The 16642-nt window shown below is 70.7% G+C and carries 9 protein-coding genes; 6 read left to right on the forward strand and 3 right to left on the reverse strand.

Going from position 1 to position 16642, the window contains the following annotated elements; genetic code table 11:
- Positions 1–6: 6 nt before the first annotated feature.
- Together ABD481_RS22990 and ABD481_RS22995 are read right to left on the reverse strand one after the other, a co-directional pair.
- Positions 7–5112, reverse strand: coding sequence for a hypothetical protein (locus tag ABD481_RS22990; protein ID WP_344667799.1), 5106 nt, complete (start codon positions 5110–5112; stop codon positions 7–9).
- Entirely contained in the window at positions 5109–5981 is an 873-nt protein-coding gene (locus ABD481_RS22995; RefSeq protein WP_344667800.1) for a DUF4132 domain-containing protein, read from the reverse strand. Before ABD481_RS22995 ends, ABD481_RS22990 begins: the two co-directional genes overlap by 4 nt.
- 294 nt (positions 5982–6275) lie before the next feature.
- On the opposite strand from ABD481_RS22995, the gene ABD481_RS23000 reads away from it, so the two are divergent.
- The 6 genes from ABD481_RS23000 to ABD481_RS23025 all read left to right on the forward strand — a co-directional run bounded on the left by ABD481_RS23000 (position 6276) and on the right by ABD481_RS23025 (position 15509).
- Positions 6276–6653: a hypothetical protein gene (locus tag ABD481_RS23000; protein ID WP_344667801.1), complete on the forward strand. Its 378-nt coding sequence runs from the start codon at positions 6276–6278 to the stop codon at positions 6651–6653.
- A 347-nt stretch (positions 6654–7000) separates the two neighbouring features.
- Positions 7001–10462, forward strand: a complete 3462-nt coding sequence (locus ABD481_RS23005; RefSeq protein ID WP_344667802.1) for a TIGR03767 family metallophosphoesterase — start codon at positions 7001–7003, stop codon at positions 10460–10462.
- Positions 10463–10593: 131 nt separating this feature from the next.
- A complete protein-coding gene (locus ABD481_RS23010; RefSeq protein ID WP_344667803.1) occupies positions 10594–11430 on the forward strand; it encodes an SAM-dependent methyltransferase in 837 nt (278 codons plus the stop codon).
- A gap of 227 nt (positions 11431–11657) precedes the next feature.
- Positions 11658–12695 (forward strand): sensor histidine kinase, encoded by a 1038-nt coding sequence (locus tag ABD481_RS23015; RefSeq protein WP_344667804.1) that lies wholly within the window; start codon positions 11658–11660, stop codon positions 12693–12695.
- Complete coding sequence (locus ABD481_RS23020) at positions 12692–13459, forward strand: response regulator transcription factor (protein WP_344667805.1); 768 nt, start codon at positions 12692–12694, stop codon at positions 13457–13459. The genes ABD481_RS23015 and ABD481_RS23020 overlap by 4 nt, the downstream gene beginning before the upstream one ends.
- A 625-nt stretch (positions 13460–14084) precedes the next feature.
- Positions 14085–15509, forward strand: coding sequence for a glycosyltransferase family 39 protein (locus ABD481_RS23025; protein ID WP_344667806.1), 1425 nt, complete (start codon positions 14085–14087; stop codon positions 15507–15509).
- Here ABD481_RS23025 and ABD481_RS23030 read toward each other — a convergent pair.
- A complete protein-coding gene (locus tag ABD481_RS23030) occupies positions 15500–16564 on the reverse strand; it encodes an aldo/keto reductase (RefSeq protein ID WP_344667807.1) in 1065 nt (354 codons plus the stop codon). The two genes, ABD481_RS23025 and ABD481_RS23030, sit on opposite strands and share 10 nt — an antisense overlap.
- Positions 16565–16642 lie beyond the last annotated feature (78 nt).

Genomic DNA, 16642 nt, shown 5'->3' on the forward strand with positions numbered 1-16642 from the left:
CATCGCTCAACGCCTCCGACCGGTCTTCAGCTCCTCCAACCGCGGCGGATCGCCGTCCACCACCCGCTGCCACGCCGCCTCGAACAAGTCGACGACCGGCAGCCTCGGCACGATGATGTCCAGCTCCACCCGGCCCTGCGCGCTGATCCCGAGCCACCGCGACTTCCACGCCTCCACCGGCAGCACCGGCGCCCCGAACGCGTGCCAGGCCCCGGGCAGGAACATCGTCCGGCCGGCGCGGGCCCGCGTTCCGGTCACCACCAGCTCCGTCGCGCTGAGTTCGGCGCGCGCCGCCTTCAGCCGCGCCGGCTTCCATCCGGTCCATGCGGCGGTGTTGCGGTCGGTCGGGTCCGGCAGCGCGAGCAGCATCAGGTAGAGCGCCGCAGCGTCGGGTGAGAGGCTGAGGCGGGTCGCGGCTGCTTCGACGAGGTGCGGTACCGACCGGGTCGGGTCCTGCGCCGGATACGGTTCGCCGACCTCGGGTTCGACCATGACCGCGTCCAGGGCCCCGCTCAGAACCGTGCGCAGCAGCGGGACCGCCGAGCCGCCGGGGCCCAGGACGACCATCAGGTCGAGCGCCGGGTCGTCGGCGCCGCTCAGGTCGCCCGGCACCACCTGCGTGAGGTACCAGCCGTTGTTGCCCAGCCGGGCGCGGAACGGCCCGATCTTGACCCAGGGCGCGTCCTCGGGGCTGGGGTCGTCAGTCGCGACGGCCTGGATCCCGAGCGTCGTCTCGAGCCGGTCCACGCCCTGGACCCAGCCGCTGTTGATCCGTGTTCCCGTATCGCAGAGCCGGTCGCGGAGAAGCCGGGCGGCCTCGGGCAGGACAGCGCGGAGCGGATCGCCATAGGGCAGGCGGTAGGCCAGCCACAGCAGTGCCCGTGCGACGTCCCGTGCCCTGTCCTCGCCAAGCCCTTTGCTGTCGCCGTAGCTGCTGCTGTCAGCGGCGTCGGCGGCCGTGAACGGCGTCTGCATCAGCTGCCACGAGCCGAGGTCGGACAGGCCCTGCAAGATGTCCGAGACCGGGATCCGGGTCCGCCAGGAGTTCCTCAGCTTCAACGCGGTGTGTGCCTCGGTGATCAGTTCCTCGGAGACCGCGGCCCTCCTGCCGTACTGCTCCACCCACCACGCCGCCGCGGCCTCAACATCAGGACCCTTGGTCCAGAGCTCTGCGATGTCGGCTCCGGCCAGCGCTGTGAGCAGCTTGACGCGCGCCTGATCGCTGATCCGTTCGAATTGGCTGAACGCCGCTTTCGCCTGCGCGGGCTTGAGCCCGAGCCGGTTGCGAGTCTCGGGGTCGAGCTTGCTTCCGCCGTAGCGCTGTACGCCGGGCAGGCCGGCCAGGGCGATCACCGCTTCCGGCACGGTGAGACCGGTGGCGGTGGCGAAACGCTCGGCGGCCGACGGGTCCCAGGCGAACGGCCCCGATGCGAGCAGGTCCGCGACGCGGTCGAGCAGCCCCTCCGGCCATCGGCCGACCGTGTTCCGCACGGTCAGTGTCCAGCCGTCGATCTTCTCGTCGAACGTCTCGGTGGCGCTGAGCTGGACGCCGTGCCAGAAGATGACCATCTGATTGTCGCGGTATTCGTTCTCGACGGCGCACAGCACGACGCAGCCGTTCGGAGTCGGCAGCACCCGCCCCGTCGTGTCGGTCCGCTTCACGTCCGGGCCGTCCAGCTGCACGTTCCGGACGCCCCGGATCCCCGAGGCGGCGTCGGTGATCCCGGACGCGGCCACCGCCGCGACCAGCTGCGACAGCGTGCGGCGCACGGCGTCGGGCTGGATCGGCGAGGCGGCGCGGTACGCCAACGCCGGCAGCGCCGCCAGCAGGTCGACGGCCTGGAGCATCTTGGCGCCGCCATGCTGCTGCTTCGAGATGTCCTTGCCCTGGAAGGCGGAGACCAGATGGGAGAGGCTGATTCCGGGCGGAAGCGGTGTCTCGTTGTAGTACGCCCGCCCCACGTCCGCCAGGTTCGCGGCGGCGGCCATGAGGTCGATGTTCCACGGCGGCAGCGTCAGGCGGGGATCGAGGACGTCGTCGTCGTCCGCTTCGCCGTGGGCGTCGAGCGCCTCGGCGATCCGGGTGACGTCGGCCTCGCGCTCGATCGCCTCGCGGACGTACCCGGCGATCCCGGCGATCAGGTTCGGGTGGGTGACCTCGGGCAGCTCGGTGCGGACGGCCTCGACGATCGGCGCCAGGGTGAGCGCATCGGCGTTGTCCGTGGTGTCGTCACCAGCGGCGTCTTCACTATCCGTAAAACCCTTCAAGCCGCGCTTGGCCGCCTCCATCAGAGCCCTGGCACGCGCCGCGTCGATGGTGCGGAGGAACCCGGACGCTGCCTCGTCGCGAGGGACCAGGTAGTGCCAGTAGTCCACTGGCGGAACGCACCACGTTCCCTTGGCGTACTTCGGCGCCCGCTCGCCGACCGGGAGCTCCGCGGTCTTGCGGCCGTGCGATACGTCGACAGCCTGGCTCGCGTCGGTCAGCGTCAGGTTGTTCCACTGCCCCCAGCCGTGGTTGCCGACGGTCATCGCGCTGGTGGTCGCCGACGACGCCGCACTCCCGGGGAAGGCCACCAGGCCCACCGGAATGTCGGAGCCGTGCTCCTCCACGGCCAGGTCGAGGCGGAACGAGCGGCCGTCGACCGCCTCGCCGACCAGGGCCTCGTCGGAGCCAAAGCCGGAGCCAGAACCAGAACCAGAACCAATTCCGGCGCCAGAACCAGCACTCTGATGAACACGCCAGCCGAGCAATCCGTCCGCGGCGCCCAGCGGACTGGCCTCGGTCCCCGGCACGACCGGCCGGACCCAGCACAGGTGCCGCCGAAGCGTCCGGCCGTCCGGCAGCCGGTCCTCGAAGAACGACGGCAGGCTGGCGCGCCCGATGGCCCCGGTGGCCGGATCGAACTCGTTCCAGACGGTGCCGTGCATGCCGTTGAGCCGCCAGTAGGTCGTGCCGTCCGACACGATCGTCCCCGACTCCTCGATGGTGGTGTCGCCGGCCCGCAGCGGACGGCCGCCGAACGACCGGCCGTGGCCCGGGATCTCCATGGACGTGACGGACCCCGAGAAGTAGCCGAAATCCGACGCCTCCAGCATCCGGAGCGGCTCGCCGGACCAGTAGCCGGTGGAGATTCCCGGACCCCGCCAGAGAATCAGCAGCTGGCCGTCGGCGTGCCGGAGGGTGAAGTTCCAGATCTGCTGGGCCGGCGGGATCGCGGCCAGGTGTTCCAGGACGGTCCCGGTCCCGTCGACGACCGCGATGTTCGCGTCCTTCTTCACCAGCAGGTAGGGCCACTGCTCGACGACCTCGTACCGGCCGTCGGACGCCGTCGGCACCGACGCGCCGGGATCGGCGTCGACGTCGATCCCGCTCAGCTTGGCGCAGGCCGCGTCGAGCGCGGGCCACGAGTACTCGTCGAGAATCCCCGAACGCAGCGCGTGCGCCAGCACCGGGGCGACATCGAACGTCGCGACGTGGCGCACCGGCTCCGGGTTGACCGCCACGACCGGTGCCGACGCCGCGCGCCGGACCAGGTGCAGTACCGCGTGCAGCTGCGGAAGGCCGCCGGAGTCCACTTGCGCGGCCCGGTGCTCCAGCCACCGGGACACGCCGACCAGCAAGCCGGGCGCCGAGGCGAGTTCGGCGAAGCGGTCGGCGATCGGGCTCGTCTTATGGGAGTTGTTGTAGGAGGAGCCGGCCGCGAACTGGTCGAGTCCACTGTCGATCAGAGTGCTGAAGTACTCGTCGGCGGCGAACGCGGCCAGTCCGCGCCGCTCGGAGGGGTCGTCCGGGTCGAGCCAGGCGTCGACGTCGAACCGCCGGACCCGCCGCGGATCGGGGTCGACGACGAGCGGCAGCCCGAGGTCCAGGCACAGGTCGATCAGGTCGGCGTCGACGCGGTGCTGGTCGACGACGTCCAGCGGCGTGCCCTCGGCGCGCAGCCGCGGCGCCATCCGCTCCACCAGGGCCTGCAACGCGGGCATCCGGCGCCAGCGCCGACCGCGGTGCGCGACGAACCGGGCGAGCCATCCGGCGGCGCCGTCGGAGGGCAGCGCCTCGGCCGGCACCTGCTCGATCGGAGCGGTCAGGGCCTCCAGCGCGCCGCACTCGGCGAGCAGGTCGAGCCAGAAGGCCTCGGCCTCGCCGGTGTCCGCGCCGGGGAAGGCCGGGTTCATCGCGAGCAGCTTGCCGCGTACCGCCGGTTCGGCCTTCGCCAGCTTGACCAGGCTGGGGGCGTAGGAGACCCAGAACGGCTTGGCGGCCCGGACGAGCGCGGGCTGGTCCAGCAGGTCCCGCAGCAGGCTGATTTCCTGCTCGACTACGTTCAGACCGGCGGCCTTGGCCAGCCGCTTCATGTCCGCGGCCAGGGTCGCGTAGGGCGGCAGGCCGCCGCTGGTCCGCTCGGTGACCAGGAGACGGAAGCGCTGGAACGCCTCGGGCGCGGCGGTCCGGGCCGACAGGGCTCTGGCATACTCGCCGACCGCCTTGGCCGGCAGCGCGCCGTTGAGCGCGAACTCCAGGAACGACTCGGCCAGCACGTCCTCGTCGACGGGCAGGCCGTGGGCCCGCTCGGCGTCGCGGGCCTTGGTGAACATGGTCGCGGCGTAGTTCTTGTTCTCGGCCGTCAGGAACATCCGGCCGACCTGCTCGTAGTACGACGGCAGGAAGTGCGGGACGGCGGCGGCCAGGCGCTTGCCGAGGGCGTCGAAGCCCTCCTTCGCCAAGCCCGGCTTGTTGCGCGCCTGACGGCCCAGGCGCTCGATCTCCTTGACCAGGGCCAGCGCGTGATGGCCGTTGGCGGGGTCGTTGACCAGGGCCCAGGCCGGGAAACCGAGGGACTTGCGCAGGACGACACCGACATCCGCGGTGTCCGCCTCGAGCCGGCCGAACCCGAGGAACTCCATCGTCAGGTCCTCGGCCTCGCCGAGCGCGCGCGGAACGAGGCGCACGACCGTGCGGCCCTCCAGCGCGGGGTGCTGGTAGGCGCGCGCCTGGAGCACGTCCTCGCGGTCCCCGGGCCGGTCGTCCGGCCCGCCGGTCCACGGGATCACGGCCCCGGCGTCCAGCAGCGCCTCGGTCGCGGCGGCGGTCTGGGTCTCGGCGCTCACTGGTTCTCCCCCTCTTCCTTCACGACGCGGCCGGCGTAGAGGGCCGCGGCCATCCGCACGCCCTCCGACCACGCGATCGGCCCGACCTCGGCCAGCGGCAGCGTTGTCCCGGCGGCCGCGAACAGCAGCGGCCCGGTCTCGGTCCGGTAGTCGTCGTAGGCCTCGCCGCACCACATCCGGGCCTCGACGGTCCGGCCGTCCTCCAGCACCCGGCACACGGCCTCGCCGCCGCGCACCTGGTAGCCCAGGGAGGTCGCGCGGCCTGTCAGATGCCTGACTTGCTCGTAGCGGCCGCCTTCGTAGGCGCGGTACTGGCGGGCGTCCGGCGCGAGGTCGGCGGGCTTGGTCCAGGTCTCCCGGAACAGCTGGTCGAAGGACTGCTTCACGTCCAGCTCGGCGGCGAACTCGCGCAGTTCGCCCAGATCGGGCAGCAGCACCGGATGCGGTACGGCGAGCCGGTCGGCCGCCAGCCGCCGGGTGTCGCCGTCCAGGGTGACGACGCCGATCCCGCGCTCGTCGGCGGCCCGCAGGAATCCGACCTCCGCGGTGTCCCACTGTCCGTCGGCGTCGACCTCGGCCACGACCAGGTCCTTCAGCACCGCCTGCCACGCCGCGTCGGGCCAGACCCGCGCGAGCAGGGCGGCGGGCACCGGCAGCGAGCGCAGCATCCACTTCTCCACCTCGGCGCGGCAGCTCTGCTCGTGCTGCGCCAGCCATTCGGCGAGCTGCCGCAGGTGCGCGACGGCGTCGTCGTCCTTCAGCTTCGCAGGCACTGCCCGCAGCCGTTTCCCGGCCGCGTTCCGCGCCACGACCTTGCCGGCGTCGAGGCTCACCTCGTATGCCGGGTCGGCGGTGGAGACCCACCCCATGTCCGTTCCTCCCCAAGATCTGTGACCGGATGCGGAGGAACCTATCCGATGTCGCCGACAGAGCCTCGGGGGCGGGTCGCCGACGCTTCGGAATCCGGCCGCCGTCGGGAACCTGCGGGGAAGTCGTCGGGAAAAGGATCATAGCTACGTTTCTTGCGGCCTTCCGTGCTGAAAGTTTGCAGCTTTCACTCCGACTATTGCGGCCATCTGTCGCCCTCGATACGCTCCGCGCGGGAACTCAGAGCACTTGCATGTTTCGTCGTCCGCACCTGCCGTCACAGCAAAGGACCCGCCATGAAACTGCGCGCTTTGGCCGCGACCGCGATCCTCACGGCCGCGACCGCCATCACACCGCTGGCCGGCGCCGCTCCCGCCTCCGCGGTCAGCTGCGGCTCCATCACCTACAACGAGGTGGACAGCACCCAGATCGTGATCACCATCGGGGCCCTGTGCCCGGGCGAGTCGATCAGCGGGCTGTGGCTCAACGTCCCCATCTCCAACGGCTGGCAGTCGATCGCCCGCTACGACGCCGGTCCGGGCGACAATTACGAGACGATCACCTACGTCTGCCAGGGCACCTACTACAACAAGTTCTGGCTCGGGACCAGCTTCAACGGCGTGATCAACTACGGACAGTACTTCTACGACAACTGCGGGCCGTTCGAGCCGTAAGTCGCATCGGGGCTGCGCGCTCATCACCAGCCATCCCACCGCGAGCCACCTCGCCGCGAGCCGCGCCCGCTGATCCGACGCTCAGCGGGCGCGGCTCGGTCTGCCGATCGCGGCTAGCTCCTCCAATTAGTGGCAAGCCCTTAATCCGGGCTTTGCGTCACCTCGCCCCTGTGACAATCCATGGTCGCCTGGAAGCCAGCGCATCGCGTATGCGCGCCACGCCAGGCCCGCTATGAGGTTACATCTCCCCCTCACCGTGTCATTTCGGTTCGAACCGTCCGCATGGTCGGCGCGTAGAGAAGATCGCAGCCGCCGACGGGCTGATCGAACCGAGTGGGGGAGAGAACGTGACCATTTCGCGCAGGCAAGTGCTGTCCACGGCCGGGGCCGGTGTCGCCGCCCTGGCGCTCGACGTCGTGCGGACCGGCGCGGCCGACGCCGCGACCGCCCCAGTCGTCGGAGCCGCCGTGACCGGGGCCCGCGTCGCGCCCGCGGACGCGGCGTCGCTGATCAGCCCGACGTCGGTGTATCTGGGCACGACGTCGTGGGACTTCACCGTGCAGCGGCGAAGCTATGCCGGCAGCGGGTACCAGACACTCACCGCCGGGGACGGCGAGCCGCACGTGGTGCGGACCGACCTGTGGTCGCACTGGGGACACGTGACCAAGCCGCTCGTCGCCTTCGCGCAGATGACCGACCTGCACATCGTCGACGACCAGTCGACGGCCCGGCTGGAGTTCCTGGACAAGTTCGCCGACCCGCCGCACCTGAACTACCCGACCGATTCCTCCTACCGGCCGCACGAGTGGCTGTCGACGCAGGTCGTGGACGCGATGTGCCTGGCGATCCGCTCGCTGGGCAAGGCGCCGCGCACCAAGCTGCCGCTGAAGTTCACCATCGTCACCGGCGACGCCATCGATAACTGTCAGCACAATGAGAACCGCTGGTACATCGACCTGCTCGACGGCGGCCAGACGATCCTGCCGGACTCCGGGCAGGCCGGGCTGGACGAGAGTTTCGCCGGCGGCAACCTGGGCCAGGACCCGCACTTCTACTATCCGGCGATCCAGGGGAGCAGCACTCCCGACAACGAGTTCACCGGGACCGGGACCGCCTCGGCCGGCTTCCCGTACGTCCCGGGCGTGCTCAGCTCGACCTCGGTCGGCGCGGCGCGGCGGCCGTACGTGTCGCAGGGGCTTGGCATGCCCTGGTACGCCGCCTACGGCAACCACGACGGGCTGTGGCAGGGGAACCTGCCGATCGACAGCGGGGCCTTCGACCCGCGGCCGTTCGCGGTCGGCCCGACGAAGATCTCGAACACCGACCACTCCATGCCGAACGACTACAACGACCTGGGCAAGCTGGGGGAGTGGGAGGCGTCGCAGGGCCTGTTCGGCGTGGTGGTGACCTCCGACTCCACCCGCCGGCTGATGACGCGGACCTCCTTCATCGAAGACCACTTCACCACCCACGGGACCCCGGTCGGCCACGGCTTCATGAGCCCGGACGTCAACAAGGCGTACTACGCGATCCCGTTCTCGGACAACGATCTCGTCCGCTTCATCACCCTGGACTCGACGAACACCAACACCGACGGCTTCGGCGTGGGCAGTGCCTCCGGATCCATCGACGGCGACCAGATGTCCTGGCTGGAGGACCAGCTCCGGGCCAACAGCCGCCGGTACATCGACGGCGAGAACAACGTGGTCACGGTCCCTGCCGGCTCCCCGGTCCAGGACAAGATGTTCGTCCTGTTCTGCCACCACACGCTGGCGACCATGGACAACCTGGACGACGGGATCCTCGGGGGCATCGACGGCGACCGGCACAGCGGCGACGAGCTCATGGCCCTGATACACCGCTATCCGAACGTGATCGCGATGGTCAACGGGCACACCCACGCCAACAAGATCACGCCGCACCAGCGGCCGCAGGGCGCGCCGATCGCCGGCGGGTTCTGGGAGATCTCCACCGCCTCCCACATCGACTGGCCGATCCAGAGCCGCATCCTGGAGATCGCCGCGAGCAAGGAGGGCATCGGCGGCGAGTTCGGCAACGCACCGCAGCCGGCGACCATCTCCATCTTCACCACCATGATCGACCCGGCCGCGCCGCTGGTCTACAACGGCGACCTGAGCAACACCTCGCAACTGGCGTCGCTGGCCCGCGAACTGGCGACCAACGATCCGCAGGAGGTCCGGGGCGGCATCACGCGCCGGATGGGCGTGAACGCCGACCGGAACACCCAGCTGCTGCTCCCGGCACCGTTCCCGATCAACGCCCCGCACGAGGTCGGCCCGCCGATCGCCGCGGCCCGCAACGCCGACGGCCGCCTTGAGCTGTTCGGCACCGACGCCAACGGCCTGCTGTTCAACACCGCCGAGTCCGCCGTCGGCGCCGCCACGCTGCCGTGGCAGCAGCTCGACCAGCAGCCGTGGCGCAGTGTGGCCGCCGGGGCGGGCACCTCCGACGGCAAGGTCGAGCTGTTCACGCTGGATGCCGGCGGGGTCATCTGGCACCGCGTGCAGAGCTCGCCCGGCGGCGACGTCTACTCCGCCGCGGCCGCGCTGGACGGCACCAACTTCACCGCTGCGGCCACGGTGAACAGCGGCTCCGGGCTCATGCTGTTCGCGACCACCACCGCCGGGCTGATCTACAACCGGTGGGAGAACACTGACAGCGGCGGCGGCTGGGGGCCGTGGCATCTGTTCGCCGGAGCGGCCACGCAGCTGGCGGCCGAGCAGAACTCGAAGGGCTTCCCGGTCGTTGTCGGCGTCGACGAGAACGGCCTGCTGTTCCGGCGTACCGGCACCCGCGCGACGGCGCAGCTCGACGCCGACTTCAACCCGCCGGTGGGCCTGGACGGCAACCTGGACTCCGTGGCCCTGACCCGCACCGCCGACGGTCGGCTCGCACTGTTCGGCTCCAACAGCGACGGCCAACTGTGGCAGCGCTACGAAGTCTCACCGGGCTCTGACAATTGGGGACCCTGGGCCGCCGTGCCCGCGCAGATCGGCATCGCGCCGCTGCGGGTTCGGCACGTCGCCGCCCAGCGCAACGGCGCGGGCATTATCGAACTCTTCATCATCGACGACGCCGGGACGACGTTCCGCAGCGCCCAGCCCAGCACCGGCAGCTTCGCCTGGACGCCGTGGATCGGCGTGGGCTTCAGCGCCCAGCCGGCCGCCGACTTCTTCCTCTCGCTCAGCCTCCCCTCCGGCAGCGTCGGGGCGGGGACCTCGACGACCACGCAGGTCTCGGTGTTCCCCAAGAACGGCTTCAACCAGCCGGTGACGCTGAGCGTCGCGGGCCTGCCGCCGGGCGTCACCGGCACCTTCCTGCCGAGCAACACGACGAGCCCCACCACGCCGTCGCCGGTGCTGCGCATCACTTCCAGCACTGATACGCCGGGCCTCTACGCGCTGACCATCTGGGCCGTCTCGGCCTCCGGCGAGGCCGCGCGAGCGAACCCGTACCTGCTCAGCGTCGGCCAGTTCAAACTGTGGGTGGGCCTCCAGTCGGACACCGTCCACCAGGGCGGCAGCACCAGCACGCCGATCCGGGTCAGCGGCCTGGGCTCCACGGATCCGGTGACGCTCAACGTCAAGGGCCTGTCCGCCGGCATCACCGCCACCTTCGATCCTCCGACGGCCACCGCCACGGCCCCCTCGACGCTCACGCTGAGGGTGTCCTCCACCGCCGCGCCCGGCATCCACAACCTGACGGTCAACGCCGCCGCGCAGAACTTCCAGGGCGCGGGCAGCCTGCCGTACCAATTGTTCGTCGTCGCCGGTCCCCCTTCGATGTGAACACCGGGTACGCGGGAGTGGGCGCCGTTTACCTATTGTTTTCAGAGCACTGTTTTACTCTCCGGTACGATGCGCCCATGACGCCGAGGCCCAGACGTGGCCGCCCGGCGATGCGTAACCGGGGAGGTCCCATGGCGGAGCTGGCAGGTTCGGACGTCCTGGACCCCGACTGGGTACCCCCGGTAATAGACACCAGCGTCGCCCACCCGGCCCGCATGTATGACTACTACCTCGGTGGCAAGGACAACTACGCAGCCGACCGCGAGGCCGCCGAGAAGGTTCTCGCGGTGTTGCCCGAGGCGCGCGCCATGGCCCTGGCCAACCGGGCCTTCCTCGGCCGCGCGGTCCGCTACCTGGCCCGGGCCGGGGTCCGTCAGTTCCTTGACATCGGCACCGGCATCCCCGGGCCGGGCAGCACCAGCGAGACGGCGCACGAGGTGGCGCCCGATGCCCACATCGTCTACGTGGACAATGACCCGATCGTCCTCACCCATGCCAGAGCTCTGCTGGCCGCCGACTCGCCGGGGCTGACCACCGTCGTGCAGGCCGATCTCCGGCAGCCCGACGACATCCTCTCGCACCCCAAGGTCCGGGAGGTCATCGACTTCGACCGGCCGGTGGCGGTGCTGCTGGTCGCGGTCCTGCACTTCATCCGACCCGAGGACGAGCCCGCCGTCATCGTCGAGCGGCTCAAGCAGAACCTCGCGCCCGGCAGCTACCTGGTCGTCTCCCACGGCACCGGCGACTTCGATCCTCGCCGTTCCGAGGCGGCGGTGCGGGGCTACGACAAGGCGACGGCGCCGTTCGTGGTCCGGGACCTCAAGGAGGTCTCGGGGTTCTTCGACGGGCTCGACCTGGTCGAGCCGGGAGTGGTGCAGCTGCCCTGGTGGCGGCCCGACGGGGACGTGCCGGAGGGTTCGGAGCGGATCTGGCTTTATGCGGGCATAGGCCGGAAGACGGGGAGTTAAGGCCTGGGGGCTGGGCGCTAGGAGCTGAGAACGACCGATCCACAGCGGACTGATTCCCTGCTTGGCGCATCCGCTCATCCCAACACCGACCGCAACTGACCTCCCCACTGCGTAGGATCGTCTCTGTGGTGCTAGACCCTGTACCAGAGCACGGACATCCAGGCCCCTCGCCGGTCCGTCTCTCGCCTCGCTCGCGGTGGTCGGGTCTGGCCGTCTTCACTGTCTTCATGGCCTTCGCCGTGGTGGCGCGGCTGGGTCGGGATCCGCTCCTGACCCTGGTCGGTGTTCTGGTCGCGTATATCGGTGCCATTCCGTTCTTCCTCACCGACCGGCCTCGCCGCCTGCTCCTCAACGCGGGTCTCGCACTCGCCGGCGTCACCCTTCTCGCCACAGCGGACCCGCGCGACGTCGGGTGGTTCGCGGTCTCCGTTCTCGGGGCGTGGTGCGTCCTGGCCGGCGGCACCGTCGAAGGCGTTGTCCTGTGGATCGTCGGGGTCGCCATCTTCGCCGCCGAATGGGCTGCCGACGTCCGGGATCCCGGGTGGGGCGCGTGGACCGCGGGGCTGTCGTTCACGGTTCTCGCCGCGCTGCTTGTCCGCCACCAGTTCGTGCTCGTGGAGCGTCTCTCCGCGGCTCAAGCGACTCTCGCCGAACGTTCCCGTGCCGAGGAGCGGGACCGGATCGCCCACGAGTTGCACGACGTCATCGCCCACAGCCTCACGGTCTCGCTCCTCCATGTCTCCAGCGCGCGCCTTTCCGTGGAGCACGATCCGCAGGACGCCGCCCGCGCGCTCGCCGAGGCCGAGCGGCTCGGTCGGCAGAGCCTGGCCGAGGTGCGGATCGTCATGGGTCTGCCGCACTCGGTCGACGGCATCGCGGCGCCGGTTCCCGGCATCGCCGACCTGCCTCGGCTGGTCGACCAGGTCCGGGACGCCGGGGTCGACGCCTGTCTGACCGTCGACGGCGATGTCAGTGTTCTGCCGGCAACTACTGGTGTGACGATCTACCGGATTGTGCAGGAGGCGCTGACCAACGCCGCTCGTCATGCGCCGCGCGCGCCGGTCGCCGTGACGGTCGAGCTGACCTCCGAGTCGGTGCAGGTCCACGTGGACAGCGCCGGCGCACCGGGCAATGGCCTGGGCAGAGGGCTTTTGACGATGCGGGACCGCGCCAACGCAGTCGGCGGTACTTGCACGGCCGGTCCCGGTGGCCGCGGCTGGCTGGTGGAGGCCGCGCTGCCGCTTACTGTCCTGGACCCGGCATGAGCGGCATGACAGGCCCGACCGACCTGCCTGGCGGCTCGACCGACCTGCCCGGCGGCTCGACCGCCCCGGTCGGCGGCTCGACCGGCCTGACCGACTCGGCCGGTAATCCTCTCATCAGAGTTCTGCTGGTGGACGACCAGGATCTTGTCCGCGCCGGCCTTCGAGGCATTCTCCGCGAGCGCTTCGGCTTTCAGATCGTCGCAGAGTGCGAAGACGGCAGCGGCGCGCTGGCGGCGGTCCGTGCCCACGCTCCCGACATCGTCCTGATGGACGTCCGCATGCCGGTCCTCGGCGGTATCGCCGCGACGGCCCAGCTGGCCGCCGCCGCACCCGGCACTCCGGTGCTGGCCCTGACCACCTTCAACGACGACGAGGCCCTCGCCGGCATGCTTCGTGCCGGGGCCGCGGGGTTCGTCCTCAAGCACGTGCCCGCTGAAGAACTCCAGCGTGCCGTGCGCGTTGTCGCAGAAGGCGGAGCGTGGCTCGACCCCGCTGTCACGGCCCATGTGCTGGAGGTCTACCGTGAGACCCCGGCGCGTTCGCCGGAGCGTTCCGGCGCGCTCGATCGGCTCACCGGCCGCGAACTGGACGTCCTGCGGCTGATCGCGCGCGGCCGGACCAACGCCGAGATCGCCGCTGATCTGAGTGTCGGCGAAGGCACGGTCAAGACGCACGTCAACCACATCTTCACCAAGCTCGACTTACGCGACCGCGCTGCCGCGATCATCTTCGCGTTCGACCACGGCCTGACCGACGACCGCTAGCGCACCACCGAAGCAGCATCGAAGCAGCACCGAAGCAGCACCGAAGCACTGCTGAAGCACTGCTGAAGCACCACCGAAGCGCCACTGAAGCACCGCTGGACCACGGCTGGACCATCACTGGACTACGGCTGGACTACCACTAGACCACCATTGGAGCGCGACTCCACCCGGCACGGTTCCCAGCCACCCCCGGACCCGCTTCCCAGCACCCGCCCGCACCCCCGATTACACAGGTCCCCGAACCTTCCGCCCACGTGAACGCCCCATCTCTATCCGTGGGTAGAGACAGACTTCTATCCCCGGCTTGACGCAATCCCCCGCCAATTCGCGAAGCATGTCCATAGTGAACCAACGGCGAGTGGGAAAGCATGTCCGGGCCGGTGGCGCGTTTCGCCCCACCTCCGGCAATCCGAACGTTCTGCGGGCCCCGAACTGGCTCATACTCGCGCGGCCCTCCTCTACTCCGTCCGCTTCCTCGGCCTCAGCCTCAGCAGCCTCAGCCTCGGCGGCCTCGTCCTCAGCCCCCGGCCGATCCGCCGCCCTCCCGAACACCGCATCCACCAACACCGCATCCACCCCGACCTCCCCCCTCCCCGAGATCGCCTGGCTCCACCTCGTGTCCGCCATGGCCGCCCTCGCGGCCGTCCTGACCGTCTTCAGCACCGGCTACGGCTTCGAACGCGACGAACTGTACTTCCGCGCCCTCCCCCCGGCGTGGGGCTACGTCGACACCCCGCCCTTGACCCCGTTCCTGGCCCGCCTCGCGGCCCATATCTCCGACAGCCCCTGGGCGATAAGAGTCCCGGCGACCTTGTTCGCCGTCGTCTCAGTGCTCGTCGTCACTCTGATCACCCGCGAGCTCGGCGGCCGCCGCGGCGCCCAGGGTCTCTGCGCCTGGTCCTACGCCTTCGCCGCCACCCCGTTGCTCATGGGCCATGTCCTGCTCACCTCCTCCCTGGACCTGGTCGTCTGGCCCCTGCTCTGCCTGTTCGTGATGCGCGCCCTCCTGCGGTCGGACCCCCGATGGTGGCCGGCCGCTGGAGCTGTCGTCGGCATCAGCACCTATAACAAATTCTTGATCACCCTGCTTGTTGTGGCGCTTACCCTTGGAATCCTGATCACCGGCCCGCGCCGGGCGCTGGCCACGCGCTGGCTGCTCCTCGCCGTCGCCGTCGCGGTCGTCATCGCCCTGCCCAACCTCGTTTATCAGGCCTCGCACTCCTGGCCGCAGGCGACGATGAGCCGTGCGCTGAGCCACGACAACGCCGGCACGGTGCGGATCCTGATGTGGCCGTATCTCTTCCTCCTGCTCGGCCCCCCGCTCGTTCCGGTGTGGATCTCGGGCCTGGTGGCGCTGCGCCGCCGGCCTGCCTGGCGGGCCGTGCGGTTCCTCCCGACGGCGTTCGTGATCCTGCTGCTGGAGACGTTCGCCGGCGGCGGCCAGCTCTACTACCCGGTCGGCCTGCTCGTGGTGGTCTTCGCCGCCGGCTGTGTCCCGACCGCCGACTTCCTGGCCCGGTCCACCGCGTGGCGGCGCACCGCCTGGGCCGCGTTCTGCCTGAACGGAGCCGTGTCCAGCGTGATAGCGCTGCCGCTGGTCCCGCTGTCGATGCTGCACAACAGCCCCGTGCCGTCGATCAACCAGCTGGCCAAGGACCAGGTCGGCTGGCCGGACTACGTGGCGCAGACCGCGGCCGTCTACGCCACCATCCCGGCCGGCGAGGCGGCGCACTCGGTCATCATCACCAGCAACTACGGCGAGGCCGGGGCCATCAAGACCCTGGGCGGCGCGCTCGGCCTGCCCGCGCCCTACAGCGGCCACGACCAGCTCTACTTCGACCGCCGGCCGCCGCAGGACACGACGACCGCGGTCATCGTCGGCGGCCAGTACACGAAGGTGGCCAAGTACTTCGCCGACTGCTCGGTCGTCACCCGGCTGCACAACCGCTACCAGGTCGACAACGAGGAGCGGAACAAGCCCGTGGCGATCTGCCGCAAGCCTGTCGCCGACTGGGTGACGCTGTGGCCGTCCTTCCAGCATTACGACTGATGCGGCGCGCGTCGTCGCCGGGAAGGCCGGGGAGGAAGCAGGTCCGGGAGGCCGTCCGGCGGGCCTTCCGGCGGCCGGTCGAGGCTGTCGGCGTCGGTATCGGCCTTGGTGCCGGTGCCGGTGCCGGTGCCGGTGGCTCGGGCGCCGGTGCCGGATTGGCTTTCGACGTCGGCGTCACCGTCACCGTCGGTATCGTCCAGGAGCGCCGCCAACCGCTCCTCGACATCCGGCGGCAGCCCCACCTCCAGCGACCGCAGGTTCATCTCCAGGTGGACCGGGTTCGCCGTGTTCGGGACCGGCACGACGTCGCCGCGGCTCAGCAGCCAGGCCAGGGCCAGGCGGCTGACGCCGACGTCCAGGTCGGCCGCCACCGCTCGCAGTCCCCTGATCAGCCGCGAGCGTTCCGCCGGCGGACCGGTGGGGCCGACCGCGCCGGTGGGATCGGCGGCGCCGCTGCACCGCCCGGTCAGCAGCCCGCCGCCGAGCGGCCGGCAGGCGACCACCCCGATGCCCAGCTTGCGGGCCAGCGGCAGCAGATCCTCCTCGGCCTGCCGCGCGGCCATCGAGTACTCGACGGCCAGCGCGGTGACGGGGTGCGCGGCGTGGGCGCGCGCCAGCTCCGCCGGGCCGGCGCCGTAGACGCCGAGGTGGCGGATCTTTCCGGCCGCCACCAGCTGCGTCAGCGGCCCGATCCGCTCCTCGACCGGGATCGCCGCCCGCGCCGGGCCGGCCGGCGGATGCAGGTAGTAGAGGTCGAGGTGGTCCGTGGCCAGTTGTCGCAGGATCCTGTCGCACTCGGCGGCCACGTCCTTGGCGCGCTCGGAGGCCGGCCAGGAGTGCGCCGCGATCAGCACCTCCGCCCGGCGGGCGGCCACGGCCCGGCCGACCAGCCGCGGCCCGAGGCCGTCGCGGGCCGGGTCGGGGACGTCGAGCAGGGTCACGCCGCCGTCGAGGGCGCGGTTGATCAGCTTCGTGACGCCCGCGGCGGCTCCGGCGGCGCTCCGGTCGAAGCCGTCGCTCCGCCACAAGCAGCCCAGGCCCAGCCTGGACGTCACCGGTCCGGCGGCTCCCAACCGCACGTGCTGCATGGTCCGGCCTTCCGGTCGTCGGTGCCCGAGGGCTTCCACTCTGTG

The organism is Catenulispora yoronensis (genome assembly GCF_039531695.1).
GTDB classification, from domain to species: domain Bacteria; phylum Actinomycetota; class Actinomycetes; order Streptomycetales; family Catenulisporaceae; genus Catenulispora; species Catenulispora yoronensis.